Annotated in this window: 27 protein-coding genes; 14 read left to right on the top strand and 13 right to left on the bottom strand. The window is 61.3% G+C overall.

The genetic code is table 11. The annotated features are described in order from the left end of the window. The first annotated feature begins 5 nt into the window (after positions 1–5). The 14 genes from KEM63_RS16880 (at position 6) to KEM63_RS16815 (ending at position 12,114) form a co-directional block, all read left to right on the top strand. Positions 6–809: a ParA family protein gene (locus tag KEM63_RS16880; protein ID WP_223653740.1), complete on the top strand. Its 804-nt coding sequence runs from the start codon at positions 6–8 to the stop codon at positions 807–809. A gap of 22 nt (positions 810–831) precedes the next feature. Next, a complete protein-coding gene (locus tag KEM63_RS16875) occupies positions 832–1,689 on the top strand; it encodes a ParB/RepB/Spo0J family partition protein (RefSeq protein ID WP_223653739.1) in 858 nt (285 codons plus the stop codon). Between the two features lie 206 nt (positions 1,690–1,895). Next, positions 1,896–2,300: a F0F1 ATP synthase subunit I gene (locus tag KEM63_RS16870; RefSeq protein ID WP_223653737.1), complete on the top strand. Its 405-nt coding sequence runs from the start codon at positions 1,896–1,898 to the stop codon at positions 2,298–2,300. Between the two features lie 12 nt (positions 2,301–2,312). Beyond that, on the top strand, positions 2,313–3,167 hold the full coding sequence (gene atpB, locus KEM63_RS16865; protein ID WP_223653736.1) for a F0F1 ATP synthase subunit A: 855 nt from the start codon (positions 2,313–2,315) through the stop codon (positions 3,165–3,167). 63 nt (positions 3,168–3,230) lie between these two features. Then, positions 3,231–3,470: a F0F1 ATP synthase subunit C gene (atpE, locus tag KEM63_RS16860; protein ID WP_093396267.1), complete on the top strand. Its 240-nt coding sequence runs from the start codon at positions 3,231–3,233 to the stop codon at positions 3,468–3,470. A gap of 92 nt (positions 3,471–3,562) precedes the next feature. Next, positions 3,563–4,033 carry a F0F1 ATP synthase subunit B gene (locus tag KEM63_RS16855; RefSeq protein ID WP_223653735.1) on the top strand — a complete coding sequence of 157 codons (471 nt, stop codon included), beginning with the start codon at positions 3,563–3,565 and terminating at the stop codon, positions 4,031–4,033. A gap of 12 nt (positions 4,034–4,045) precedes the next feature. Beyond that, positions 4,046–4,582, top strand: coding sequence for a F0F1 ATP synthase subunit delta (locus tag KEM63_RS16850; RefSeq protein WP_223653734.1), 537 nt, complete (start codon positions 4,046–4,048; stop codon positions 4,580–4,582). Between the two features lie 16 nt (positions 4,583–4,598). Beyond that, positions 4,599–6,143, top strand: a complete 1,545-nt coding sequence (atpA, locus tag KEM63_RS16845; RefSeq protein ID WP_223653733.1) for a F0F1 ATP synthase subunit alpha — start codon at positions 4,599–4,601, stop codon at positions 6,141–6,143. Positions 6,144–6,217: 74 nt separating this feature from the next. After that, positions 6,218–7,078, top strand: coding sequence for a F0F1 ATP synthase subunit gamma (atpG, locus tag KEM63_RS16840; RefSeq protein ID WP_223653732.1), 861 nt, complete (start codon positions 6,218–6,220; stop codon positions 7,076–7,078). A 47-nt stretch (positions 7,079–7,125) separates the two neighbouring features. Continuing rightward, positions 7,126–8,502, top strand: coding sequence for a F0F1 ATP synthase subunit beta (gene atpD / locus KEM63_RS16835; protein WP_223653731.1), 1,377 nt, complete (start codon positions 7,126–7,128; stop codon positions 8,500–8,502). 42 nt (positions 8,503–8,544) lie between these two features. Next, positions 8,545–8,988, top strand: coding sequence for a F0F1 ATP synthase subunit epsilon (locus KEM63_RS16830; protein ID WP_223653729.1), 444 nt, complete (start codon positions 8,545–8,547; stop codon positions 8,986–8,988). A 334-nt stretch (positions 8,989–9,322) separates the two neighbouring features. Further along, positions 9,323–10,690: a bifunctional UDP-N-acetylglucosamine diphosphorylase/glucosamine-1-phosphate N-acetyltransferase GlmU gene (gene glmU, locus KEM63_RS16825; RefSeq protein WP_223653727.1), complete on the top strand. Its 1,368-nt coding sequence runs from the start codon at positions 9,323–9,325 to the stop codon at positions 10,688–10,690. A 105-nt stretch (positions 10,691–10,795) separates the two neighbouring features. Continuing rightward, positions 10,796–11,656: a flagellar brake protein gene (locus KEM63_RS16820; protein WP_223653724.1), complete on the top strand. Its 861-nt coding sequence runs from the start codon at positions 10,796–10,798 to the stop codon at positions 11,654–11,656. Beyond that, entirely contained in the window at positions 11,653–12,114 is a 462-nt protein-coding gene (locus KEM63_RS16815) for a DUF192 domain-containing protein (RefSeq protein ID WP_223653722.1), read from the top strand. The genes KEM63_RS16820 and KEM63_RS16815 overlap by 4 nt, the downstream gene beginning before the upstream one ends. On the opposite strand, the gene KEM63_RS16810 is transcribed toward KEM63_RS16815, so the two are convergent. From KEM63_RS16810 to KEM63_RS16750, 13 genes are all read right to left on the bottom strand, one after another. Beyond that, positions 12,111–12,371 (bottom strand): NADH:ubiquinone oxidoreductase, encoded by a 261-nt coding sequence (locus tag KEM63_RS16810; RefSeq protein ID WP_223653720.1) that lies wholly within the window; start codon positions 12,369–12,371, stop codon positions 12,111–12,113. The genes KEM63_RS16815 and KEM63_RS16810 overlap by 4 nt on opposite strands. 134 nt (positions 12,372–12,505) lie before the next feature. Continuing rightward, complete coding sequence (locus KEM63_RS16805) at positions 12,506–13,495, bottom strand: CobW family GTP-binding protein (RefSeq protein WP_223653718.1); 990 nt, start codon at positions 13,493–13,495, stop codon at positions 12,506–12,508. A gap of 47 nt (positions 13,496–13,542) precedes the next feature. Then, a complete protein-coding gene (locus KEM63_RS16800; protein WP_223653717.1) occupies positions 13,543–13,914 on the bottom strand; it encodes a DUF3301 domain-containing protein in 372 nt (123 codons plus the stop codon). Between the two features lie 47 nt (positions 13,915–13,961). Further along, complete coding sequence (locus KEM63_RS16795; RefSeq protein ID WP_223653715.1) at positions 13,962–15,320, bottom strand: glutamine synthetase family protein; 1,359 nt, start codon at positions 15,318–15,320, stop codon at positions 13,962–13,964. Between the two features lie 77 nt (positions 15,321–15,397). Next, the gene (gene tsaA / locus KEM63_RS16790; protein ID WP_223653713.1) at positions 15,398–16,099 is read right to left on the bottom strand and encodes a tRNA (N6-threonylcarbamoyladenosine(37)-N6)-methyltransferase TrmO; all 702 of its coding nucleotides are present in this window, start codon (positions 16,097–16,099) and stop codon (positions 15,398–15,400) included. Continuing rightward, a complete protein-coding gene (locus tag KEM63_RS16785; RefSeq protein WP_223653711.1) occupies positions 16,092–17,024 on the bottom strand; it encodes an alpha/beta fold hydrolase in 933 nt (310 codons plus the stop codon). The genes tsaA and KEM63_RS16785 overlap by 8 nt, the downstream gene beginning before the upstream one ends. Positions 17,025–17,113: 89 nt before the next feature. After that, positions 17,114–17,641 (bottom strand): DUF3299 domain-containing protein, encoded by a 528-nt coding sequence (locus KEM63_RS16780; RefSeq protein WP_223653709.1) that lies wholly within the window; start codon positions 17,639–17,641, stop codon positions 17,114–17,116. A gap of 126 nt (positions 17,642–17,767) precedes the next feature. Continuing rightward, on the bottom strand, positions 17,768–18,853 hold the full coding sequence (locus KEM63_RS16775) for a 5-(carboxyamino)imidazole ribonucleotide synthase (RefSeq protein ID WP_223653705.1): 1,086 nt from the start codon (positions 18,851–18,853) through the stop codon (positions 17,768–17,770). Positions 18,854–18,864: 11 nt separating this feature from the next. After that, positions 18,865–19,356 carry a 5-(carboxyamino)imidazole ribonucleotide mutase gene (gene purE / locus KEM63_RS16770; protein ID WP_223653704.1) on the bottom strand — a complete coding sequence of 164 codons (492 nt, stop codon included), beginning with the start codon at positions 19,354–19,356 and terminating at the stop codon, positions 18,865–18,867. Positions 19,357–19,464: 108 nt separating this feature from the next. Further along, positions 19,465–19,779, bottom strand: a complete 315-nt coding sequence (locus tag KEM63_RS16765) for a P-II family nitrogen regulator (protein ID WP_223653702.1) — start codon at positions 19,777–19,779, stop codon at positions 19,465–19,467. Between the two features lie 10 nt (positions 19,780–19,789). Then, entirely contained in the window at positions 19,790–20,722 is a 933-nt protein-coding gene (locus KEM63_RS16760; protein ID WP_223653700.1) for a sodium-dependent bicarbonate transport family permease, read from the bottom strand. A 32-nt stretch (positions 20,723–20,754) separates the two neighbouring features. Continuing rightward, positions 20,755–22,569, bottom strand: a complete 1,815-nt coding sequence (gene oadA, locus KEM63_RS16755) for a sodium-extruding oxaloacetate decarboxylase subunit alpha (RefSeq protein WP_223653699.1) — start codon at positions 22,567–22,569, stop codon at positions 20,755–20,757. Between the two features lie 94 nt (positions 22,570–22,663). Continuing rightward, on the bottom strand, positions 22,664–24,079 hold the full coding sequence (locus KEM63_RS16750) for an acetyl-CoA carboxylase biotin carboxylase subunit (protein WP_223653698.1): 1,416 nt from the start codon (positions 24,077–24,079) through the stop codon (positions 22,664–22,666). Positions 24,080–24,179 lie beyond the last annotated feature (100 nt).

The following is a 24,179-nucleotide window of genomic DNA, read 5'->3' as shown; positions in this document are numbered from 1 at the left end:
TCAGAGTGGGCAAGGTACTGGCAATTGCCAACCAGAAAGGCGGTGTCGGCAAGACCACCACCAGCATCAACCTTGCTGCTTCGCTCGCTGCTACACGGCGCAAGGTATTGTTGATCGACCTGGACCCGCAGGGAAACGCGACCATGGGCAGCGGCATCGACAAGTCCGAGCTGGACAACTCGGTGTACGAGTTGCTCACCGGCCGCTGCGATCTCGGCCAGGCACGCTGCCGATCCGAAAACGGCGGATATGACCTGCTCCCAGCCAACGGCGACCTCACCGCTGCGGAAGTCGAGCTGCTCGATTTGTCGTCCAGAGAGCACCGCCTGCGGCAGGTGCTGGAGCCGGTCCGCTCGAGCTACGATTTCATCCTGATCGACTGCCCTCCATCGCTGAACATGCTCACTGTCAACGGGCTGGTCGCTGCGGATGCGGTGCTGATCCCCATGCAATGCGAGTATTACGCGCTGGAAGGGCTGTCTGCCCTGGTCAACACGATTCAACGCATTGCCGCTGCGCTGAACCCGTCACTGAAGATCGAAGGGTTGCTGCGCACCATGTACGATCCGCGCAACAGTCTTACGCTGGATGTATCCAAGCAGCTGGCCAGTCATTTTGGCGACCAGCTGTACAAAACGGTGATACCGCGCAATGTGCGTCTGGCCGAAGCGCCCAGTTTCGGTATGCCAGCGCTGGCCTATGACAAACAGTCGCGCGGCGCGGTAGCCTATCTGGCGCTGGCAGGCGAACTCGTACGGCGCAGCAAGCAGGCGGCAAAAGCCGCCGCCGTAGCCGACATAAACGAATAACGGACAGAAGGACGACACAGGCATGGCGGCGAAGAAGCGCGGATTGGGCAGGGGACTGGATGCGCTGCTAGGCCAGCCGGCGAGCAGCAGCGAGACCGAGCAGAGCGACAGTCAGCTCAAGGATCTGCCCATCGATCTGATCCAGCGCGGGAAGTATCAGCCGCGCCGGGACATGGATCCGCAGGCGCTCGAGGAACTCGCTGCATCGATCCGCGTGCAGGGTGTCATGCAGCCGATCGTGGTGCGACCGATCGCCGGTGAACGGTACGAGATCATCGCGGGCGAACGCCGCTGGCGTGCTTCGCAACTGGCCGGATTGCACATGATTCCGGCAGTGATTCGCGATGTGCCTGACGAAGCAGCCATCGCCATGGCGCTGATCGAGAACATCCAGCGCGAAGACCTGAACCCGATCGAAGAGGCCATTGCCTTGCAGCGCCTGCAGCAGGAGTTCGAGCTCACGCAGCAGGAAGTTGCCGATGCAGTAGGGAAGTCGCGGGTCACCATTACCAACCTCCTGCGGCTGATGTCCCTGCCAGATGATGTCAAATTGTTACTGGAGCGCGGCGATCTGGAAATGGGCCACGCTCGGGCATTGCTGGGATTACCGGTCGAGCAGCAGACGACCGCGGCTCGACAGGTGGTCGCCAAGGCACTGACGGTGCGGCAGACCGAGGCACTGGTCCGCCAGTGGCTCAACCCGCGGCGCGAGCCGGGGTCGATGCGAGCCAATCCCGACATAGAGCGTCTGCAGCAGGACCTGGCAGAGCGGATCGGAGCCGAGGTGAAGATCCAGCACGGTGCCAAGGGCAAGGGCAAACTGGTGATCAGCTACAGCTCGCTGGACGAACTCGACGGCGTTCTGATGCACATCAAATAGATGTTCGGGATGTGGCAAGTTGTCGCAAAACGTCGCTCAAAAGTGCCGGTCTGGTTGAAATTAAACAGGTTTTCCCCGAGTGCTGTTGAACCTGTTCAACATTCAACCTATACTCCCTCGCGCTGTTAGGGCTGGGCATTTGCACCAGTTTGTTGCAGCCAACGGACCGAAGATTCGGGCCGGCGCACACCTGGCGAGGCGGGATAATGGACGCAAGAACGCCCAATCACACCCCTTTCCACAAGCGTCCCGCCTTTCCTGTTCTGTTGGTGCAGACGGGTGTAACCGTTGCGGTTGCACTGATCCTGTGGGTTGTCCAGGATCGCATTGCCGGATATTCCGGTCTGTTGGGCGGGCTCGTTGCTGTGATCCCCAACGCCTATTTTGCCTATCGGGTGTACCGCTACAGCGGAGCTCGATCGGCCCGCGCCATCGTTCGGGAATTGTATTCCGGCGAGGCAGGCAAACTGATATTGACCGCCGCACTGTTCGTGCTGGTGTTGATGGGAGTGAAACCGCTGGAGGTACCGGCCCTGTTTGCCGGGTATCTCGTAGCCGTGGTTACGGGTGCCAGCTCGCTCCTTATCGTCAGAGGCTTTCCAAAGCATTAGGTTGAGGCAGATATGGCAACTTCATCGGCTGAATATATTCAGCATCACTTGCAGAACCTGACTTTCGGCAAACTACCCGCCGGCTATGTGCGCGCTGACGGCAATGTCGTCGAAGAAACCACATGGACCCTGGCCAAAAGTGGCGCCGAAGCCACCGATATGGGCTTCATGGCCATTCACCTGGACACCATGGGTTTTTCGATTCTCATGGGTCTGGTGTTCCTCGGCCTGTTCCGGATGGTCGCCACGCGCGCTACTGTCGACACCCCCCGCGGGGCGCAGAATCTCGTCGAAATGGTGGTGGAATTCATCCAGGGCACGGTGCGTGATACCTTCCATGGCCGCAATCCGCTGATCGCGCCACTGGCGCTGACCATCTTCGTCTGGATTTTCCTGATGAACTCCCTGAAGTGGATCCCGGTTGACTACATTCCGGGGCTGGCTCATGCATTGGGCCTGGACTACTTCAAGATCGTACCGACCGCCGATCCGAATGCGACCTTCGGTATGTCGCTGGGCGTCTTCATCCTGATCATTTTCTATAGCATCAAGGTCAAGGGTGCCGGCGGCTTCATCAAGGAGCTGTCGCTTACCCCGTTCAATCACTGGTTGCTGATCCCGTTCAACCTGTTCCTGGAAATTCTTGGATTGCTGACTCGTCCTCTGAGTCTGGCGCTGCGACTGTTCGGCAACATGTATGCCGGCGAAGTGGTGTTCATCCTGATTGCGCTGTTGCCCTTCTATCTCCAATGGGGCCTCAACGTACCGTGGGCTATTTTCCACATCCTGGTAATTCCGCTGCAGGCCTTCATCTTCATGGTGCTGACCGTAGTGTATCTGAGCGCTGCCCATGAGGATCACCACTAAGCGGTCAGACCGTGTTCAACCAACCACAAACTTGCACTTCACCTTGAACCTTTAGGAGTAATTATGGAACTCGTAATCATGTCAGCCGCCATCATGATCGGTCTGGGCGCTCTGGGTACTGGTATCGGCTTCGCCCTGCTGGGCGGCAAGCTGCTGGAATCCACTGCACGTCAGCCTGAGCTGGGCCCGAACCTGCAGACCAAGACCTTCCTGATGGCCGGTCTGCTCGACGCCGTGCCGATGATCGGCGTTGGTATCGCGATGTACCTGATTTTCGTTGTTGCCCCTGGCATGGGTGCCTGATCGAGCGATACGGATTCCTGGCGGGGCCTCGCCCTGCCAGATCAATCGTCTCGTTACCGGGAATACAACGAAATAGCACGAGGTAAATCGCTGTGAATATTAATCTGACGCTGTTCGGTCAAACGATTGCCTTCGCTATTTTTGTCTGGTTTACCATGAAATACGTATGGCCGCCGATTGCGCAGGCCATGCAGGAACGCCAGAAAAAAATCGCCGAAGGCCTGGACGCAGCCGGCCGCGCGCAGCGCGACCTGGACCTGGCCCAGGAAAAAGCTTCCCAGACCCTGCGTGAGACCAAGGAACAGGCTACTCAGATCATCGAGCAGGCCAACAAGAGCGCCAACCTCATCGTTGAAGAAGCGAGAGAGCAGGCGCGTTCCGAAGGTGAACGTCTGATCGCGGCTGCCAAGGCCGAGATCGAACAGGAAGTGAATCGCGCGAAGGATCAACTCCGTGCCCAGGTGTCCGTTCTGGCGGTCATGGGTGCCGAGCAAATTCTGGAATCCGAAGTGGATTCCGCGGCCCACAGTGAGCTAGTCAACAAACTGGCCTCACAACTCTAAGCGAGGCGAGCGATGGCTTCTTTCAATACGCTAGCTCGGCCTTACGCAAAAGCTGCTTTCGAGGTTGCGTCGTCTGCCAATAAGCTGGATGCCTGGTCATCCATGCTCGCGTTGGCAGCTGGCGTAGTGTCCGATCCGGTTTTTGCCGAGAGGGTGCGCAACCCGGCCTTGACCGATGAGCGCAAGGCTGAAGACCTGCTGATGGTGTGCGAAGGGTATATCGATGAAGAGTTCGCCAATCTGGTGCGCACTCTCGCCGAGCACGACCGTTTGCCCCTGATTCCGGTCCTCGCCGAGCTCTACGAGCAGCACAAGGCTGAACACGATCGCAGCATTTCGGTTGAGGTGGAATCCGCCTTCGAACTGTCTGCTGATCAACAACAGACGCTGGCAACCGCTTTGTCGAAGCGGTTAGACCGCACAGTAACTCCTCATGTGACCATCAACCCGTCTCTGATTGGCGGTGTGTTGATTCGTGCGGGTGACCTGGTCATCGACGGTTCGGTCCGCGGCAAGCTTGCCAAGCTGGCCGAGGCGTTGAAATCCTGATTTGAGGGAACATGGCATGCAGCAATTGAATCCTTCCGAAATTAGCGAAATCATCAAGCAGCGCATTCAGAAGCTTGATGTCACGTCGCAGGGCCGGAACGTCGGTACCATCGTCAGCGTTTCTGACGGTATCGTTCGTATCCACGGTCTGGCCGACGCAATGTACGGCGAAATGATCGAATTCCCCGGCGGTGTCTACGGTATGGCACTGAACCTCGAGCAGGACTCGGTTGGCGCCGTTGTTCTGGGCGAGTACCTGGGTCTGGCTGAAGGCATGATCGCCAAGTGCACCGGGCGTATTCTTGAAGTCCCGGTTGGCCCGGAGCTGCTGGGTCGCGTCGTTGACGCGCTGGGCAACCCGATCGACGGCAAGGGCGTGATTGACGCCAAGCTCACCGACGCGGTCGAAAAGGTCGCGCCGGGCGTGATCTGGCGTAAGTCCGTCGACCAGCCGGTACAGACCGGTTACAAGTCGGTCGATGCGATGATTCCGATCGGCCGTGGCCAGCGTGAGCTGATCATCGGCGACCGTCAGACCGGCAAGACCGCGATGGCCGTTGACGCGATCATCAACCAGAAGGACTCCGGCATTCGTTGCGTATACGTCGCGATCGGTCAGAAGCAGTCGACCATTGCCAACGTTGTACGCAAACTGGAAGAGCACGGCGCGCTGTCGAATACCATCGTCGTCGCAGCCTCCGCTTCCGAGCCGGCCGCCCTGCAGTTCCTGGCACCATACTCCGGTTGCACCATGGGCGAGTACTTCCGTGACCGTGGTGAAGACGCGCTGATCATTTATGACGATCTGTCCAAGCAGGCTGTGGCCTACCGTCAGATCTCCCTGCTGCTGCGTCGTCCGCCGGGTCGTGAAGCCTATCCTGGCGACGTTTTCTATCTCCACAGCCGTCTGCTCGAGCGCGCATCGCGTATCTCGGAAGAGTACGTCGAGAAGCTGACCAATGGCGAAGTCAAGGGCCGTACCGGCTCGCTGACCGCGCTGCCGCTGATCGAAACGCAGGCCGGTGACGTATCTGCCTTCGTACCGACCAACGTGATTTCGATCACCGACGGCCAGATCTTCCTGGAATCCAACCTGTTCAACTCGGGTATCCGTCCGGCGGTCAACGCCGGTGTATCGGTTTCCCGTGTAGGTGGTGCAGCTCAGACCAAGATCATCAAGAAGCTGTCCGGCGGTATCCGTACCGCGCTGGCTCAGTATCGTGAACTGGCGGCGTTCGCCCAGTTTGCATCGGATCTCGACGAAGCTACCCGCAAGCAGCTTGAGCACGGTCAGCGTGTGACCGAGCTGATGAAGCAGGACCAGTACTCGCCGATGTCCGTAGCCGAAATGGCTATCAGCCTGTATGCCGCTGAAAAAGGTTTCCTGACCGACGTCGAGATCGCCAAGGTTGGCGCCTTCGAGAAGGCAATGCTCGCCTGGTTCAAGCGTGAGAAGGCCGATCTGCTGGCCAAGATCAACGAGAAGGGCGACTACAACGACGAGATCGAAGCCGGCATCAAGTCTGGCATCGAGAACTTCAAGTCGACCCAGAGCTGGTAAGCCGAAGGCGGGAGGCGACCTTGTCGTCTCCCGCATCGTGCGATCTGGCCTGAGGCTAACCTTATAGGTGTGACATGGCAGGCGCAAAAGAGATTCGCGGGAAGATCGCGAGTATTAGAAATACGCAAAAGATCACCAGCGCCATGGAGAAAGTGGCGGTCAGCAAGATGCGCAAGGCACAACAGCGCATGGCTGCCAGCCGTCCCTACGCTGAGCGTATCCGTCAGGTAATTGGTCATCTGGCCAATGCCAACCCGGAATACCGTCACCCGTTCATGCAAGAGCGTGAGACCAAGCGGGTGGGGTACATCGTGGTCAGCACGGACCGTGGTCTGGCGGGCGGCTTGAACACCAACCTGTTCAAGGCCCTCGTGCAGCATATGAAAGAGTGGCGTGACCGTAACGTTGAAACCGACCTGTGCGTGATCGGCAGCAAGGGCGCTGCGTTCTTCCGCGCCTATGGCGGCAACGTCGTCGCGGCGATCAACGGCCTGGGCGAGAAGCCCTCGCTGAGCGATCTGATCGGCAGCGTCAAGGTCATGCTCGATGGCTACAACGAAGGGCGCATCGATCGTCTGTATCTGGTCTCCAATGAGTTCGTCAACACCATGGTGCAGAAGCCCACGGTGGAACAGCTGATTCCGCTGGTACCGGCCGACAAGGCCGAGCTCAAGGGTCAGTGGGACTATGTATACGAGCCCGATGCGCGCGAACTGCTCGATGGGCTGCTGGTTCGTTATATCGAATCGCAGGTGTATCAGGCAGTAGTCGAGAACAATGCCAGCGAGCAGGCCGCCCGGATGATCGCGATGAAGAACGCCACGGATAACGCCGGCGATCTCATCAAGAACCTGCAGCTTATTTACAACAAGGCTCGACAGTCAGCGATCACCCAGGAAATTTCGGAAATCGTCGGCGGCGCCTCCGCGGTCTAGCGGCCCGGTTAGCAGTTACGGTTTCATACCACTTAGAGGAACCAGATATGAGTAGCGGACGTATCGTTCAAATCATCGGCGCCGTTGTCGACGTGGAATTCCCGCGCGAAAACGTGCCGAATGTGTATGACGCGCTGCTGGTTGACGAGAAGGGCCTGACCCTGGAAGTTCAGCAGCAGCTTGGTGACGGCATCGTGCGTACCATCGCCATGGGTACTACCGAGGGCGTCAAGCGTGGCCTGGATGTCAGCAACACTGGCGCAGCCATCTCCGTACCGGTCGGCATCAAGACGCTCGGTCGCATCATGGACGTGCTGGGCAATCCGATTGACGAAGCGGGCCCGATCGGCGAAGAAGAGCGTTGGGGTATCCACCGCGAAGCACCTTCCTACGCTGAACAGGCTGGCTCCAACGAGCTGCTGGAAACAGGCATCAAGGTCATCGACCTGATCTGCCCGTTCGCCAAGGGCGGTAAGGTCGGTCTGTTCGGCGGCGCCGGTGTCGGCAAGACCGTGAACATGATGGAGCTGATCCGTAACATCGCGATCGAGCACAGCGGTTACTCGGTATTCGCAGGCGTGGGCGAGCGTACTCGTGAGGGTAACGACTTCTACCACGAGATGAAGGACTCCAACGTTCTCGACAAGGTAGCCCTGGTTTACGGTCAGATGAACGAGCCGCCGGGCAACCGTCTGCGCGTAGCACTGACCGGTCTGACGATGGCCGAGAAATTCCGTGAGGAAGGCCGTGACGTACTGTTGTTCATCGACAACATCTACCGTTACACGCTGGCTGGTACCGAAGTATCCGCGCTGCTCGGCCGTATGCCGTCCGCGGTAGGTTACCAGCCGACCCTGGCCGAGGAGATGGGCGTTCTGCAGGAGCGTATCACCTCCACCAAGACTGGTTCGATCACTTCCATCCAGGCGGTATACGTACCGGCGGATGACTTGACCGACCCGTCTCCGGCGACCACCTTCGCCCACCTTGACGCCACCGTGGTACTGTCCCGTGACATCGCTTCGCTGGGTATCTACCCTGCCGTCGATCCGCTGGACTCCACCTCCCGTCAGCTGGATCCGCTGGTCATCGGCCAGGAGCACTACGACACCGCTCGTGGCGTTCAGTATGTTCTGCAGCGCTACAAGGAGCTGAAGGACATCATCGCCATCCTCGGTATGGACGAACTGTCTGAGGAAGACAAGCAGCTGGTAGCGCGCGCTCGTAAGATCCAGCGTTATCTGTCGCAGCCGTTCTTCGTTGCTGAAGTGTTCACCGGTGCACCGGGCAAGTACGTATCGCTCAAGGACACCATTCGCGCATTCAGCGGCATTCTCAAGGGTGACTATGACCACCTGCCCGAGCAGGCGTTCTACATGGTCGGCACCATTGACGAAGCCATCGAGAAAGCGAAGAAAATGTAATGGGCGCGCCCGGTCAAACGGGCGCTGAACCGAGGCAATGATATGGCTATGACAGTGCACTGCGATATCGTAAGCGCAGAAGAAGAGCTGTTCTCCGGCCTGGTAGAGATGGTCGTGGCGCACGGCAACATGGGTGATCTGGGTATCCTCCCGGGCCACACGCCGCTGCTCACCGATCTGAAGCCGGGTCCGGTACGGGTGATCAAGCAGGAGGGCGGCGAAGAGGTGTTTTATATCTCTGGCGGCTTCCTCGAGATTCAGCCGGGCATGGTCAAGGTGCTTGCCGACACGGCGATCCGTGCCGGCGACATCGACGAAGCCGCAGCTGCCGAAGCCAAGCAGGCCGCCGAGCGTGCGCTCAGCGAGAAGGGCGCAGAGTTCGATTACGGCTCCGCATCCGCCCGCCTTGCCGAAGCCGCGGCTCAGCTGCGTACCGTGCAGGAATTGCGGAAGAAGTACGGCGGACCGGCGCTCAACAACCGGTAAGTCGCAGAAAGGCAGCCTAGGCTGCCTTTTTCTTTGGTTACGCCCCCCCGCGCAAGCACCATTCGCGTGTCGATGCTTAACGCTTAACGCTTAACGCTTAACGCTTAACGCTTGAAGCTACAAGCTTGAAGTTTGCTGACATCGCTTGCAACCACACCCCACCAAACCACACTGTCCAGCCTCCAGCCTCCAGCCTCCAGCCTCCAGCCTCCAGCCTCCAGCCTCCAGCCTCCAGCCTTCCAACGATCCAACGATCCAACGATCATGAGTGCACGCCCGCCCCGCCCTGCTTTTGTTATCATCCGTGCATTCGTTCGCTGACCAGGCTTTATCCATGAATCTTCACGTCGTCATTCTCGCCGCCGGACAGGGCACCCGCATGCGCTCGGCGCTTCCCAAGGTTCTTCACGCTGTTGCCGGCAAACCGATGTTGGGACACGTCATAGACTGCGCCCGCGCCCTGTCACCGAAGCGAATCCATGTGGTGATCGGCCATGGGGCCGAGGTCGTCAGGCAGACACTGGAAGCCGCTGATATCAACTGGGTGATGCAGACCGAGCAGCTGGGCACCGGGCACGCAGTGGCCCAGGCCCTGCCAGCGATCGATACCGCAGACCAGATCCTCGTGCTGTACGGCGACGTACCCTTGTTGCAGGTCGACACGCTGCGAACACTCAGTGCCCAGGCCGGTGCCCAGGCGCTTGGCCTGTTGACGGTCGACATGGCCGACCCGACGGGGTACGGGCGCATCATTCGCGATGCCGCAGACCGGGTTCAGGCAATCGTCGAGCAGAAGGATGCCACGCCCGAGCAACGGCTGGTCACCGAAGCCAACACCGGCATCATGGCGCTGCCAGGCTCGCGTGCGGCGGGCTGGCTCAATAGCCTGTCCAGCAATAACGCGCAGGGCGAGTACTACCTCACCGACGTGGTCGCCATGGCCGTTGCCGACGCGGTGCCAGTAGAGGTGGCGCAGCCAGCCGACGAACTCGAGGTGATGGGCGCCAACAACCGGCAGCAGCTGGCGGTGCTCGAGCGTGCTTTCCAGAGCCGTCAGGCGCGTCGTCTGATGGACGAAGGCGCAACGCTGACAGACCCGGCGAGGATCGACGTACGCGGCGAGGTCACGGTTGGCCGGGACGTGTTCATCGACATCAACGTGATCCTTGAGGGTCGGGTGGTGATAGAGGACCAGGTCGAAATAGGGGCCCACTGCGTGATTCGCGACAGCGTTATCCGCTCCGGCAGCGTGATCAAGGCGTATAGCCACATCGATGGGAGCGAGGTGGGCAACCACTGCGACATCGGACCCTATGCGCGGCTGCGCCCGGGGACGCGTCTGGGACGCAGCGCGCGTATCGGCAATTTCGTGGAAACGAAAAAGGCCGATATCGGTGACGGCTCCAAGGTCAATCATCTGTCCTATATCGGCGATGCAGTCGTCGGCCAGAACGTCAACGTCGGAGCCGGGACCATTACCTGCAACTATGACGGCGTGAACAAATTCGTCACGCAGATGGGTGATGGCGCGTTCATTGGATCGAACACGGCGCTGGTCGCGCCGGTCCGTGTCGGGGCAGGGGCCGTGACGGGCGCTGGCTCAACCATCACTCAGGATGTCCCGGACGGTTCACTCGCGGTAGGGCGAGCGCGTCAGCGCAACATTGACAGCTGGAAGCGACCTGAAAAATCCAGCGATTGAATTGCATCAACCAGCGGTCGGCAGGGGAACTTATGTAGTATCAGAGTGCCATATGCGCTGTTACATTAGGCACTCGAGGGAACAGTGGCCACTGGAGAAGCAAGCTTGCCCCTGATAATGCTCAAGGATGATGAGGTCGCCCTCGATACGCCGCTACCCTGGAACCTGCTCGACGCTGAAGGTACCGTGCTGTTCAGGGAGTCCAGCGTAATCGACAACCCGGCCCTGCTGGCGCAGTTGCTCAAGCTCGGCCTGTATCGCTGCGTTCCACTCAGCGCCGAAGCCGACAAGCCGGAGCCTGCTGCGCCCGAGGTGCAGACCTGCAGCATGGCTCAGATTCAGCTCGCCCCGGGCGACCCTGTCCAGCTGCAGTCGTTGCATGGACATTCCACCGAACGCTACCAGGTTCGCATGATCGGTGTTCATGCGCCGGTCAGTCTGATGGTGACGGCACCGACGCTACACGGCCGGCTGGTGTTCATCAAGGAAGGCCAGCAGTTTCTTGTCCGTGGCTTTGTCGGCAAGGATGCGGTGGCCTATCGCACCCGCGTGCTCAAGTCGCAGCTCACTCCCTACCCGTACCTGCATCTGGCGTATCCCGAGACGGTACAGTCGATGCGTATCCGCAGCTCGGCCCGGGTAACGGTCAATCTGGTAGCCTCCACCGTGGCGCCTTGCGGTCCTGGCGCAGCACGAATCGTCGATCTCAGTCTGGGCGGGGCGCGGATGCTGTCGCGCAGTCCTATTGCCGACAAGGACGATGAGATAAAGGTGTCGTTTCGCATCAATCCTTCGGGGCTCGATGTCTATCTCACGTTGAGGGGACGCGTCCGAGCCGTGCAGCGGCAGGAGGAGGGTACGGCCGAGTTCGTCGCCACCGGCGTGGAGTTTCATAGCCTGAGCGAGCAGGAACGGCTATATCTGACTAACATGGTCTATCAGAACCTGCTCAAGGACACCGTATGACGTTGGGTCTGCTCCGCCTGCTACCTGTCCTCGGGTGCCTTCTCGGCGCCGGGATGGTCAGCGCTGACGAACTGACGGCGCGGTTGGCTGGCGAGCCTTTCATTCTCGAAGTGGCTGACGATGCGCAGTCGCGGCGACAGGGTCTGATGGGCAGGAACGAGTTGGCAGCAGGCACCGGTATGCTTTTCGACTTTCCGCCCGGCATCACGCCAGTGATCTGGATGCGCAACATGCATATCCCGCTGGACCTGGTTTATCTGGATGAACAGGCGCAAATCACCCATCTGTTCGAGGGCGTGCCGCCCTGTGAGTCGATGCCGTGTGCGCTGTACCGGGCTGATCGGCCGTTACGCTTTGTCATCGAGGTGCCAGCCGGCACCATCGAGCAGCTTGATCTGCAAGTGGGTCAGTCCGTCGATATCAGTGGTCGTGAGGACCAGCCCCCGCCCCGCGACTAACGCTCGAGCGCGCGCCAGGCACCCTGGCTGATCTCCTCGCAGTAAGCCCGAAGCACCGGGGTATCGTCCGGCTCGGAGTAGTAGTGGATGGACTGCTGATAGGCGACACCCGGCGTACGCGCGCCTTCGCACACCCCATACGCCCCGCTCGGGCAATCCTCCATCATGCGAACATCGAATTCACGATCCGGGATCTGCGGCTGGCAAAAGCTGCTCTCGAAGAGCTGCGGCGGGATGCTCTGATTCTGCTGACACATGCGTATGGCTACGCCATCATCAACTGACTCTATTAGACAGGCATCGGCCATCGCGAGCGCAGGACATGCGAAAAGTAAAAGGCAGAGCAGGGTCAGGCGTTGCACGGGATGGTTCGCTCGCAAAAATGGCTACATTAGCTGCCTACTACGGTGCGCCGCAAGCCATCCTCCAGGACCGCGACATCAATGCTCGCGGTCATGATCAGCTCAAGGCGATTATCCCCACGCGGGCCCACCACCGACCAGGTCAATTCGGAGCCCGGGAGTCCATTGACCGCGAGCCACCCCGATGCCGTATGCACCACGGCCTTGGCGCGTATCCAGTTCGCTTGCAGCAACCATCCATGAAGTGCATGCCGATCAAAGCGTATCGACGGATGCATCTGCCAGCCCACACTGAATTCCGATTGCGTCTGCTGTTCGCGGCGAAGCCAGTCATCGGTGGAACGCCATAGGCGCGGCGGGGGCTGAGGTCCATCGGGCAGCTCGCCGGTCTCGGGTGTATCGGCGAGCTCGTGAAGCGCAGCCAGAGGAAGCGTGTCGAAGGGGATCTGCCCGTGTGAACACCACATCAGCTCGATCCGGGGCAGACGCTGTGCAAGGGACGCTCGCGCTGCCGAGTCCAGCGTTTCGGCCTTGTTCATGAGCAGCATACCGGCCACATGCAGTGCGTCGGACTGGTGTCCAGCAAGCGTGCCACCGGCAGCCAGAGAGGCCGCGTCGAGCACCATCACCAGAGGATGCAGGTGCAGTACATTCCGCCAGGGCGGCTCTGCGAGCTGTCGGACAAGCGCGGCAGGGTGGCCCAGGCCTGACGTCTCGATAAACAGCCGGTCGGGTCGGGACCGTCTGAGCAACCTCCCAAGGCCGACTTGAAACGGCACGCCGTTGACGCAGCACAAGCAGCCGCCGGGTATTTCGCTGATGGTGACGTCCGGGTGGCCGGTCGTGCCCAGCAGGGCGGCATCCACACCGACTTGGCCGAACTCGTTGACCAGGATTGCCCAGTGCTCTGCGGGCGGCCGCTGGGCGAGCAGGGCGGTGAGCAGGCTGGTCTTTCCCGCCCCGAGCGGACCGGCAATGAGGTGGGTCGGTATCTGGGAGAGGGTTTTCGGCTCAGGCAAGTCAGCTCTCCGCAGCTGCGTTCCACGTGGAACGCAACGTACGCGGTCTAACGCAGGTAGTGGACATTGCTCGGCGCGTCGACCGGTGGTTCGCCCGGTGCACCCGGGAAGGGATGAGGGGCGAGCTCGATTCTCAGCAACCGTTGCCCGTGCAACTCGATCCAACCGGGGTAGCGGCGCTCACCGGTGACGGTGAACTCGAAGCCGTATCGTCGAACGACCCCGAGGCGCGAGCGTTGGTTGCGGCCGACGCGCAGGTTGGTCAACGCGATGCTTTCGTCGAGCAGCTGCAGATCGCTGCGATCGCAGTGCTGGCGGACCATGGCAAGCGCCCGGTCTCTCGCACCCAGGCCGCGCCAGAGCCAGGCGACGATCAGGCCTCCCAGCAACATAAGCGCGACGTGTCCGAGATCAATCATGCCCTGCGGTCCTTGGAAAATGAACGCCAGTATGCCACGCCGGCACCTCAGGCGCGATGCAGGTACCAATCGTAATCCTGCTGGCCCACCTCGCCCATGAACTGCCGATATTCGGCGCGCTTGACCGCCAAGAAGATGTCCAGAAAGCGTGTGCCGAGCATGTTGCGCGCCCAGGCTGACCGCTCCAGCCGTTCCAGCGCGGAGTGCCACTCCAGACTCATTGGCTCGCGCTGTTGCGCGTAACCGTTGCCGTCCACAGCCGGGCCGGGATCCATCCGCTCGCGAATGCCACGGTGCATCCCGGCGAGCACGGCGGCGGCAGCCAGATAGGGGTTGGCGTCGGCACCGCAGATACGATGCTCAACATGTCGGCTGGAAGCAGGGCCGAGGGGAACACGAAACGCCACCGTTCGATTGTTCACGCCCCATGTCGGCGCCACAGGGGCGTAACTGTGGCTCTGGAAGCGCCGGTAGGAGTTGGCGTTGGGGCAGAACAGCGCCATGCTGTCGGCGAGGCTGGTCTGTAGCCCGGCGATCGATTGGCGCAGGAGCGGGGTACCCTCCGGCGCTTCGCTGGCGAACAGATTGTTGCCCGCTTCGTCGGCCAGACTGATGTGCAGGTGGAAACCGTTGCCAACCATTCCGGCGAAGGGTTTGGCCATGAAGCACGCAATCAGACCCTGCTGCGCCGCCACGGCCTTGACCAGGCGCTTGTAGAGGAGGGTTTCGTCCATTGCCTGCAGTGCGCAGCTACGGTGCTCCAGCGTGATCTCCAGCTGACCGCAGCCGTATTCTGAAATCGCCGTACGTGCGGGTATGCCCTGTACTTCGCATGCGGCGTACAGGGCCTCCAGGAAGGGCATCGCACCTTCCAGCTCGTCGATGCCGTATACGCCGGGGTCCTGGGGCCGCCGACCGTTGCTCAGACGCGCCGGGAGGACCCGGCCGCTGTCGTCTTCCTCGAGCAGGTAGAATTCGAGCTCACCCGCCATCACCGGGTGCAGCCCGTCACGCTGCAACCCGGCGATCACGTCCATGAGCAGGGCGCGCGGATCGGCATGCCGCCCATACCCGCCCCGCTCGCTGTCCAGCATGACCTGAACCTGCGCGGTATCGGTAAGCCAGGGCACAGGACGTAGACTTCCGGTGACCGGGAACGCAATGCCGTCTGCATCGCCGACGTCCCAGACCAGGCCGGTCTCCTCGACATCCTCTCCGCGCAGGGTCAACCCCATCAGCGAACTCGGCAGCGCTCGGCCGTGCTCGTACAAAGCGCGCATTTCCTCGCGCCGCAGGTGCTTGCCGCGCAAAATGCCGCCGCTATCGCAAAGCAGCAACTGGAATGTCGTTATGTTCGGGTGGGTGGTGATGAACGCATCCAGCTCTTCCACAGCAGCGCGGTACATGGCAGGTCCCCTGACGTCTATGTGCTCTGATCTCAAACCAGAAACCGCAACTTGTCAAAGGCCGGCGGTGTCCGGCGTCAGACCTTCGAAACCGCCAGTACGCAGATTTGACCGGCGTCCGGGTAATGCCAGCGAACATTCAGGTCCCATAACCGTACGCCATATTCCCGGTCCGGTGCCGGCCGCTGATAGGCCGGCTTCGGGTCCTGAGCCAGACATTGTTCGATCAGCTCGAGCACTGGCTCGCCCAGCCGCTGCCCGTGGATGCGCGCCGCTTCGAGCGCCTCGCCTTGCCAACGCACGGAGAGCAACCGGGGGGCCGCCTCGGCGAGGCCGTAGTGCGCATCGGCCACCAGATCGGCGTAGGGCACGTAAGGTTTGATGTCGAGCACTGGTGTGCCGTCCAGCAGATCAATGCCCGACACATGCAGACGGCCGCCAGCGACGGCGTCGAGCCGCACCACCGACTGACCGATGGGATTGGGACGGTGCGTGGCCCGGCTGGCGAAGACGCCGATCCGGCGATTACCTCCCAGGCGCGGCGGGCGTACACGCAGGTGATCGGGGCCGCTGGGCGCTGCATGGAATACGAAGAGCAGCCACAGGTGTGAGGCCTGTTCCAGACCGTCCAGTGCTTCTGGCTGATCATAGGGGGGAAGCAGTTCAACCACGCCCCGCGCGGCGGGTGCCAGGCGGGGTTGCCGCGGAATGGCGAATTTCTCGGCGAAGCAGGACCGGACGACGCCGACCGGTTCGAAGGTGTACAGCCGCTCAACCATGCTGCAACGGCGGAATGGCTTCGGGCTGGTCCAGGATGACGAAGTGGCTGCAATCCTGGGTCTCGATGATCTGCAGGTTCTCTGCCTGGCGCGCACTGGCGAGCATTGCGCGTGGATCGAGCACCTTGTCCCGGCTTGGCACGATCACCGCACCGCGCTGCACGCAGCGGTAGATGTCGGTTCCTGTCTCGGTCATCCAGCTGTTCATGTCATGGATATTGGTAACCAGGGTGGTGCAATGCCTGGCGTTGAACGGAAAGCCCCAGATGAGCTCGCGTTTGCGGGGGTTGTCCAGCGAACCCCACACCGCGCGGTTGCGCTCGGAGATTGGCTGCTGCTGCCATAGCGCCAGAAAGAACGGGAACAGCCAGCGAGCCAGTGCCGGTAGCGGGCGATAGGGCTTGCCTTGCGGGAGCACTGGCGCCTCAAGGACGACCTCCACGGACTGGAACAGGTCCGGCCGCTGACGGGCAGCTTCCAGCGTGACCGCGCCTCCTCGGGAATGGCCGTGTACGCGCACCTGACGCGTGCTGACGAGATGCTCCAGTGCCAGATTGAGCACGGCCGCATCGTACGCGATGGTTCCTGCGATGTAGTCCGGCGCCCTGGCCCAGTCCACCTTCGTATAGACCGGTCTGGCCACCGGGACGTGATAGTCCGCGCATGTCAGCTTGATAAGTTCGATACCGGGATCGCTGTAATGCGCGGAAAAGTACATGAAATTCTCAACGAAGCCGTGCACGACGACCACGGTGGTGCTGGGGTTCTCAACTGTGTGGCGTGCCAGGCACGCTTCGCCAATCTGGAACAGCTCACCATGAAAAGCGGTGGTCTGCTGCTGAGGAATATCCTTTTTCAACAACCAGCGCCGCAGGTACACCACGACGACGATGGTCAGGGCTATCAGGCCCAAGAGCGTTTCCATTCTGACTCCATGCTTCGGTGATAACACGACGACAGCATACCGGTTCGATATGACAATCGAATCGCCCGGCTGGGTGAAAGTGTAAGCGGTTATTCGCCTTCGTAGGGTGTGACGTCGTCAGCGACGAGACTGTAACTGGCATCGGCCAGTTCGTTGCTGGTCTGATCCACCCGTAGCGTGCCGGTCACCGACAGAGGGATGTATATGTCGTCGATGCGCATTCCCCGGGGATACTCCACCACGATGATCTGATTCGGCGGCGGCGGTGGCACATGGATGCAGGCGCCTGCGTACGGCACCAGGAAGAAAAGCGTGTATGCACCCGCTTCGTTGGTCTCCAGAGGCACCGGATAGCCACCGATTTCGACCTGCTTGCCGTCGAAAGTCTGCACCACCCGCCGCGAATACATGACCTCGGGCAGCGAGTCATCACGCTGACGCATGCTCGCGGTGAAGTCGCCGGGCAGTTCCTCGCCGCCGTCGTGGCCGATCTCGGGCATATCGAGCATCGCCTGATAGTCCTCTTCGGGGAGCAGGTCCAGCCAGTCGACCTCGGTGGGCGCTGCATACACCAGACCGGAGAACAGCATCAGCAGCGCAAAGCGGATGATTCGCATGGTACACCGTCGGGGGGAGTGGAAGCAGGCAGTACCCGGGTCGCCCGGATCGGGCAGTTAACGAGCGCTATGCTCGACGATTCGAACCTCGCCGGCAAGCCCGGCGAGGTGCAACCCATCGCATCGTCAGTGACGTTCGATCAGCGCCTGGAGCTCGGCAATACGCGCTTGAAGGGAGGCTGCATCGTTGCAGCGCAGCGTAGCATGGCCGACCTTGCGGCCTGTCTTGAACGCCTTGCCGTAGTGGTGCAGATGACAGTCGGCAATGCCGGTGACGTCGGCGACTGGCGGCACTTGGCCAATGAAGTTGAGCATCGCGCTTTCACCCACCTTGGCGGTAGAGCCCAGCGGCAGGCCGGCGATGGCCCGAAGATGATTTTCGAACTGGCTGCACTCGGCCCCTTCGATGGTCCAGTGCCCGGAATTATGAACCCGGGGAGCGATTTCGTTGGCCTTGAGCCCGCCGTCGATTTCGAAGAACTCGAAGGCCAGCACACCTACGTAGTCGAGCCGGCCGAGAACCCGGCTGGCGTAATCTTCCGCCAGCGCCTGAAGCGGGTGGCAGGTGCTGGCTACCGACAGGCGCAGGATGCCCTGCTCATGGGTATTGTGTACCAGCGGATAGAATCGCGTCTGGCCGTCCTGGGCGCGTACGGCAATCAGCGACACTTCGCCGGTGAAGGGCACGAAGCCCTCCAGCAGACAGGGCACGCTGCCCAGCTCGGCGAAGGCACCATGCACATCTTCCGGTGTGCGCAGTACCTTCTGCCCCTTACCGTCATAGCCCAGAGTGCGGGTCTTCATGACCGCAGGCAGACCGATGCGCTTGACCGCCAGCTCGAGGTTGTCCTGGGACTGGATGTCGGCGAATTCCGGAGTCGGGATGCCCAGCTCCTGGAACATCGACTTTTCAAACCAGCGATCGCGCGCGATTCGCAGCGACTCGGCGTTGGGGTAAACGGGCACGAACTGCGAGAGAAAGGCGACGGTATCAGCCGGTACACTCTCGAACTCGAAGGTCACCACGTCGACTTCATCAGCCAGCTGGCGCAGATGGTCGCGGTCGCTGTAGTCGGCCCTGATGTGTTCACCCAGCGCCTGAGCGCAGGCATCAGGGGCCGGGTCGAGGAAAGCGAACTGCTGGCCGAGCGGAGTGCCCGCCAGGGCGAGCATGCGGCCGAGTTGACCGCCACCAATGACGCCGATCTTCATGGTTCGATTCCTCAGGCCTGACGCGGGTCGGGGTTGTCCAGCACCGTATCGGTCTGGCGGGTGCGGAAGTCCTTCAGTGCCTGGTGGAACTGCGGATGCTTGGCGCCAAGGATGCTCGCCGACAGCAGCGCAGCGTTGATGGCACCGGCCTTGCCGATCGCCAGCGTCGCCACCGGTACGCCGGCGGGCATCTGCACGATGGACAGCAGCGAGTCGACACCCGAGAGCATGGACGACTGAACGGGCACGCCGAGAACCGGCAGATGCGTCTTGGCAGCACACATGCCTGGCAGGTGGGCAGCACCTCCGGCCCCGGCAATGATGACTTCTATACCGCGGCCGGCGGCCTCGTCGGCGTACTGAAACAGCAGATCAGGGGTGCGGTGTGCGGACACCACCTTCACCTCGTGGGGGATGCCCAGTTGATCCAGCATGTCAGCCGTATGGCTTAGGGTGGACCAGTCGGACTTCGAACCCATGATCACGCCTACCAGTGCGGTCATTGCGGTGCCTCGCTCAGTGGTGCCGCCTGCGCGGCAGAAACGAAAAGCGGGGAATTATAAGTCAGCCACCGGCGACAAGCCACCAGCATCAGCGCTGCCCGGCCCTGCTCAGCTTCTGGACTGGAACTTCTGCGGACGCAGGACTTCGACCTCCGACAGAAAGCACACCATGGCGAAGTTGGCGTAATACTTTTCCTGCACGTGATGGGCAATCTGCTCGGCGATCTCGTGCGTGCAGATCACTTCCACTCGGATGTTGCCGTCATTGTCCCAGCCGGCGCTGCGTACGCCCCGACTTCCTCGCCCCCGCGCATCGGAGATTGTCCAGCCCGGGGCGCCGTGCTGCTCGAGGTCGCGCAGCAGACGCGATTCCAGCGGGGCTTCACAGATGATGGTCAACAGGGTACGGGTAGGCATGCTCATGGGATTTGCCTCACTTGCTCAGCCACTGGGCCAGCGACAGGTACAGGGGAATGCCGACCAGTATATTGAACGGGAAGGTAATGCCCAGCGACGCGGTCAGCGAAAGCGCCGGGTTGGCTTCAGGCAGAGCCAGGCGCATGGCGGCGGGCACCGCGATGTAGGAGCCGCTGGCCGCCAGTGTGGCAAGCACGGTCATTCCGCCGACCGAAAGGCCGAGGAAGTTGCCAAGGAACGCGCCGCAGACGGCACCGAACAGCGGGAATCCCAGCGCAAAGACAGCCAGACGCAGGCCGGCGGTGCGCAGGCTGCCCAGGTGCCGCGACGCAATCAGCCCCATCTCCAGCAGGAAGAAGGCCAGTACCGGTTTGAACATGCTGGTATACAGCGGCTCCAGCGGAGCAATGGCCTGCTTTCCAGCCAGCACACCGATGGCCAGACCGCCCAGAAGCAGCATGATGCTCTTGCCGAGGAATACCTCGTGGCTCAGCGACTTCCAGTCGGTATCGCGACTGACGCCCTTGGCCAACAGAATCCCGACGATGATTGCCGGAATCTCCAGCACGGCAACGAACAGCGGCATGTAACTTTCGAAGTCGATGCCCTGCGAGATCAGGTAGGCAATGACCACTGCAAAGGTCGCGGCACTCACCGAGCCGTAGTGTGCCGCGATGCTGGCCGCGTCGGTGCGGTTGAAGCGCAGCACCCGCAGCACCGGAAAGGCCACCAGCGGCAGCGCTATACCCAGTACCAGCACTGCGGCCGTCTGACCGAGCAGGGCCGGGCTGGCCTGTTCGGCCAGCTCGACCCCGCCGTGCAGACCTATTGCCAGCAGCAGGATGATCGATAGCGTGTCATACAGCCCGGGCGGAAGCTTGAGTTCGCTCCTGACCAGGCCTGCGAACAGACCGAACACGAAAAACAGAACTACCGGATCGAACCCCATGCATGTCCTCCGAACGGATTGTCGTTACCGGCTCACTCGATTTCGATGAGGATTTCACCGGGGTTCACCCGGTCGCCCTTGACCACGTTGACCGCTTTCACGGTGCCGTCGACGCCAGCCTGGATCTCGCTTTCCATTTTCATCGCTTCGCTCACCAGTACTGCCTGGCCGGCCTTGACTGCATCACCCACCTGAACCAGCACGTCGACCACGTTGCCGGGCATGCTGGTGGTGACGTGGCCCGGCTGGCTGGCCTGTTTGCGCTGCCCGCCACCGCTGCCGCCAGCGTAGCTGTTCAAGGACTCGAACACCGCCTCTTCCGGCATGCCATCCAGGCTCAGATAGAAGTGCCGCTTGCCGTCGCCCTTGACGCTGACGCCGGTAATATCGACCCGGTAGGTTTCGCCGTGGACATCGATGATGAACTCGGTCGGGCTGCCCTCCTGCGCCATCGGCTTGGCACCGCTGCCGTCGGGGATCGGCAGCAACGCCTCCGGCTTGAGCGTACCGGCGGCGCGCTCTTCGAGGAACTTGCGGCCTATGTCCGGGAACATGGCATACGTCAGAACGTCTTCTTCGCTCTGGGCCAGCGTGCCCACTTCCTTGCGCAGCTTGTCCATCTCCGGCGGGATCAGGTCGGCCGGCCGCACATCGATGACCTCTTCGGTTCCGATTGCGCGGCGACGCAGGTCCTCGTTTATGCTGCCGGGCGCCTGACCGTAGCGACCCTGCAGCAGAAGCTTGACCTCGTTGGTGATGGTCTTGTAGCGCTCACCGGCGAGCACGTTGAATACCGCCTGCGTTCCAACGATCTGCGAGGTGGGCGTGACCAGCGGCGGGTAGCCGAGGTCGGCGCGCACACGCGGGATTTCTTCGAACACATCCTGAATTCGATTGAGCGCGCCCTGTTCCTTGAGCTGGTTGGCCAGGTTGGACATCATGCCACCCGGCACCTGATTGACCTGCACGCGGGTATCGACGCCGGTGAATTCGCTTTCAAACTGGTGGTACTTCTTGCGCACGGCATGGAAGTACAGGCTGATGTCCTGAATCAGTGCCAGGTCCAGGCCCGTGTCATAGGGAGTGCCGCGCAGGGCGGCGACCATCGACTCAGTTCCCGGGTGGCTGGTGCCCCAGGCCATGGAGCCGATGGCAGTATCGATATGGTCGGCACCGGCCTCAATCGCCTTGATCTGAACCATCGCAGCCATGCCGGCGGTGTCGTGCGAGTGAATGAACACCGGCAGGCTCAATTCAGCCTTCAACGCGGTGACCAGCTCGGCGGTGGCGAATGGCGTCAGCAGGCCGGCCATATCCTTGATGGCGATCGAATCGATGCCCATGGCGGCCATGGCCTTGGCCTGCTTCACATAGCCGTCCACGGTGTGGACCGGGCTGGTGGTGTAGGCGAGGGTCCCCTGGGCGTGCTTGCCGGCATCCTTGACCGCAGCGATGGCGGTTTCCAGATTGCGCACATCGTTCATGGCATCGAAGATGCGGTAGACGTCGATACCGTTCTCGGCACTCTTGGCCACGAATGCCCGCACCACGTCATCGCTGTAATGGCGGTAGCCCAGCAGGTTCTGACCGCGCAGCAGCATCTGCAGGCGGGTGTTAGGCAGCGCCTCGCGCAGCTGGCGAAGCCGCTCCCATGGATCTTCCTTGAGAAAGCGCACGCAGGCGTCGAAGGTGGCACCGCCCCATACTTCCAGCGACCAGTAACCGACCTGATCGAGCTTCGGGCAGATCGGCAGCATGTCCTCGGTGCGCAGGCGTGTGGCGAGCAGGGACTGGTGGGCATCGCGCAGGATGGTGTCGGTAACGGTGATGGTGCGTGTAGTGCTCATTTGCTGTTCCTCGTTAGCTGCAAGCTTTAAGCGACAAGCTGCAAGCGGATCAGATTTTTCTTTCAGCTTGCAGCTTCAAGCTTGCCGCTGGGGTTCATAGTCCGGCATGCGCCGCGATGGCTGTGGCGATGGCCAGGGCCAGTTCTTCGGGCTTGCGCTTTACCGAGTACTGCAACAGCTCCGGATGGGCTTCGACGAAGCTGGTGTTGAACACCCCGCTACGAAACTCGGGGTTGCGCAGGATCTCCTGGTAGTAGGGCGTGGTGGTCTTCACACCCTGCAGGCGCATGTCGTCCAGCGCGCGCAGGCCACGGTCCAGCGCTTCCTCCCAGCTCAGCGCCCAGACAATCAGTTTCAGACACATCGAGTCGTAGAAGGGCGGAATGGTGTAGCCGGTGTAGATCGCCGTATCGACCCGCACACCAGGGCCACCAGGGGCGTAATAGCGGGTGATCTTGCCGAAGGAAGGGAAGAAATTGTTCTTCGGGTCTTCGGCGTTCACCCGGAACTGGATGGCGAAGCCGCTGTGATGAATGTCTTCCTGCTTCACTGACAGCGGCAGGCCCGAGGCGATACGGATCTGCTCACGCACGATGTCGATGCCGGTGATCTGTTCGGTGATGGTGTGCTCGACCTGAACCCGGGTATTCATTTCCATGAAGTACACGTCGCCCTCGGCGAGCAGGAATTCCACGGTCCCGGCGTTTTCATAGCCCACCGCCTGGGCTGCGCGCACGGCCAGGTCGCCCACGTAGGCGCGCTGCTCGGGCGTCAGCTGCGGGCTGGGTGCTATTTCGATCAGTTTCTGGTTGCGCCGCTGGATCGAGCAGTCGCGCTCGAACAGATGCACCGTATTGCCGTGGCTGTCGGCGAGAATCTGCGCCTCGATGTGCTTGGGATTGACGATGCACTTTTCCAGGAACACGTCCGCCGAGCCGAATGCCTTGGTTGCTTCGGAGATCACCCGCGGCCAGGCCTGTTCCAGCTCTTCGCGGCTGTTGCAGCGACGTATGCCGCGTCCGCCGCCACCTGAGGTGGCCTTGAGCATGACCGGATAGCCGACGCGTTCGGCTTCCTTCAATGCTTCGTCGAGGTCCGCCAGGTTGCCTTCGGTGCCCGGCGTGACGGGTACGCCTGCGGCGATCATGCTGCGCCGGGCTTCGGTCTTGTCGCCCATGCGGCGGATGACCTCGGCGTCCGGCCCGATGAACTTGATGCCGCGCCGCGCGCAGATCTCGGCCAGTTCGGCATTTTCCGACAGAAAACCATAGCCCGGATGCAATGCGTCGCAACCGGTTTCAACCGCCACGTTGACCAGCTGACGCGCGTTCAGATAGCCGGCGAGCGGATCGCTGCCGATGTTGTACGACTCGTCGGCGCGTTTGACATGCAGGGCATAGCGGTCGGCATCGGTAAAGACCGCGACCGAGCGAATGCCCATCTCGGCGCAGGCACGCACGATACGTACGGCAATTTCGCCACGGTTGGCGATGAGGATCTTCTTGATCACGTCCGTTCCTCGTGGTGGTGATCGGGCCATTTACGTTACGGCTGGCCAGACATATAGAAAAATGAATAATATTTCTACGTTGTATAAGCAAAAGCTTATG

This window comes from Halopseudomonas nanhaiensis (assembly GCF_020025155.1).
GTDB classification, from domain to species: domain Bacteria; phylum Pseudomonadota; class Gammaproteobacteria; order Pseudomonadales; family Pseudomonadaceae; genus Halopseudomonas; species Halopseudomonas nanhaiensis.
This window is presented reverse-complemented; position numbering and strand designations above follow the sequence as displayed.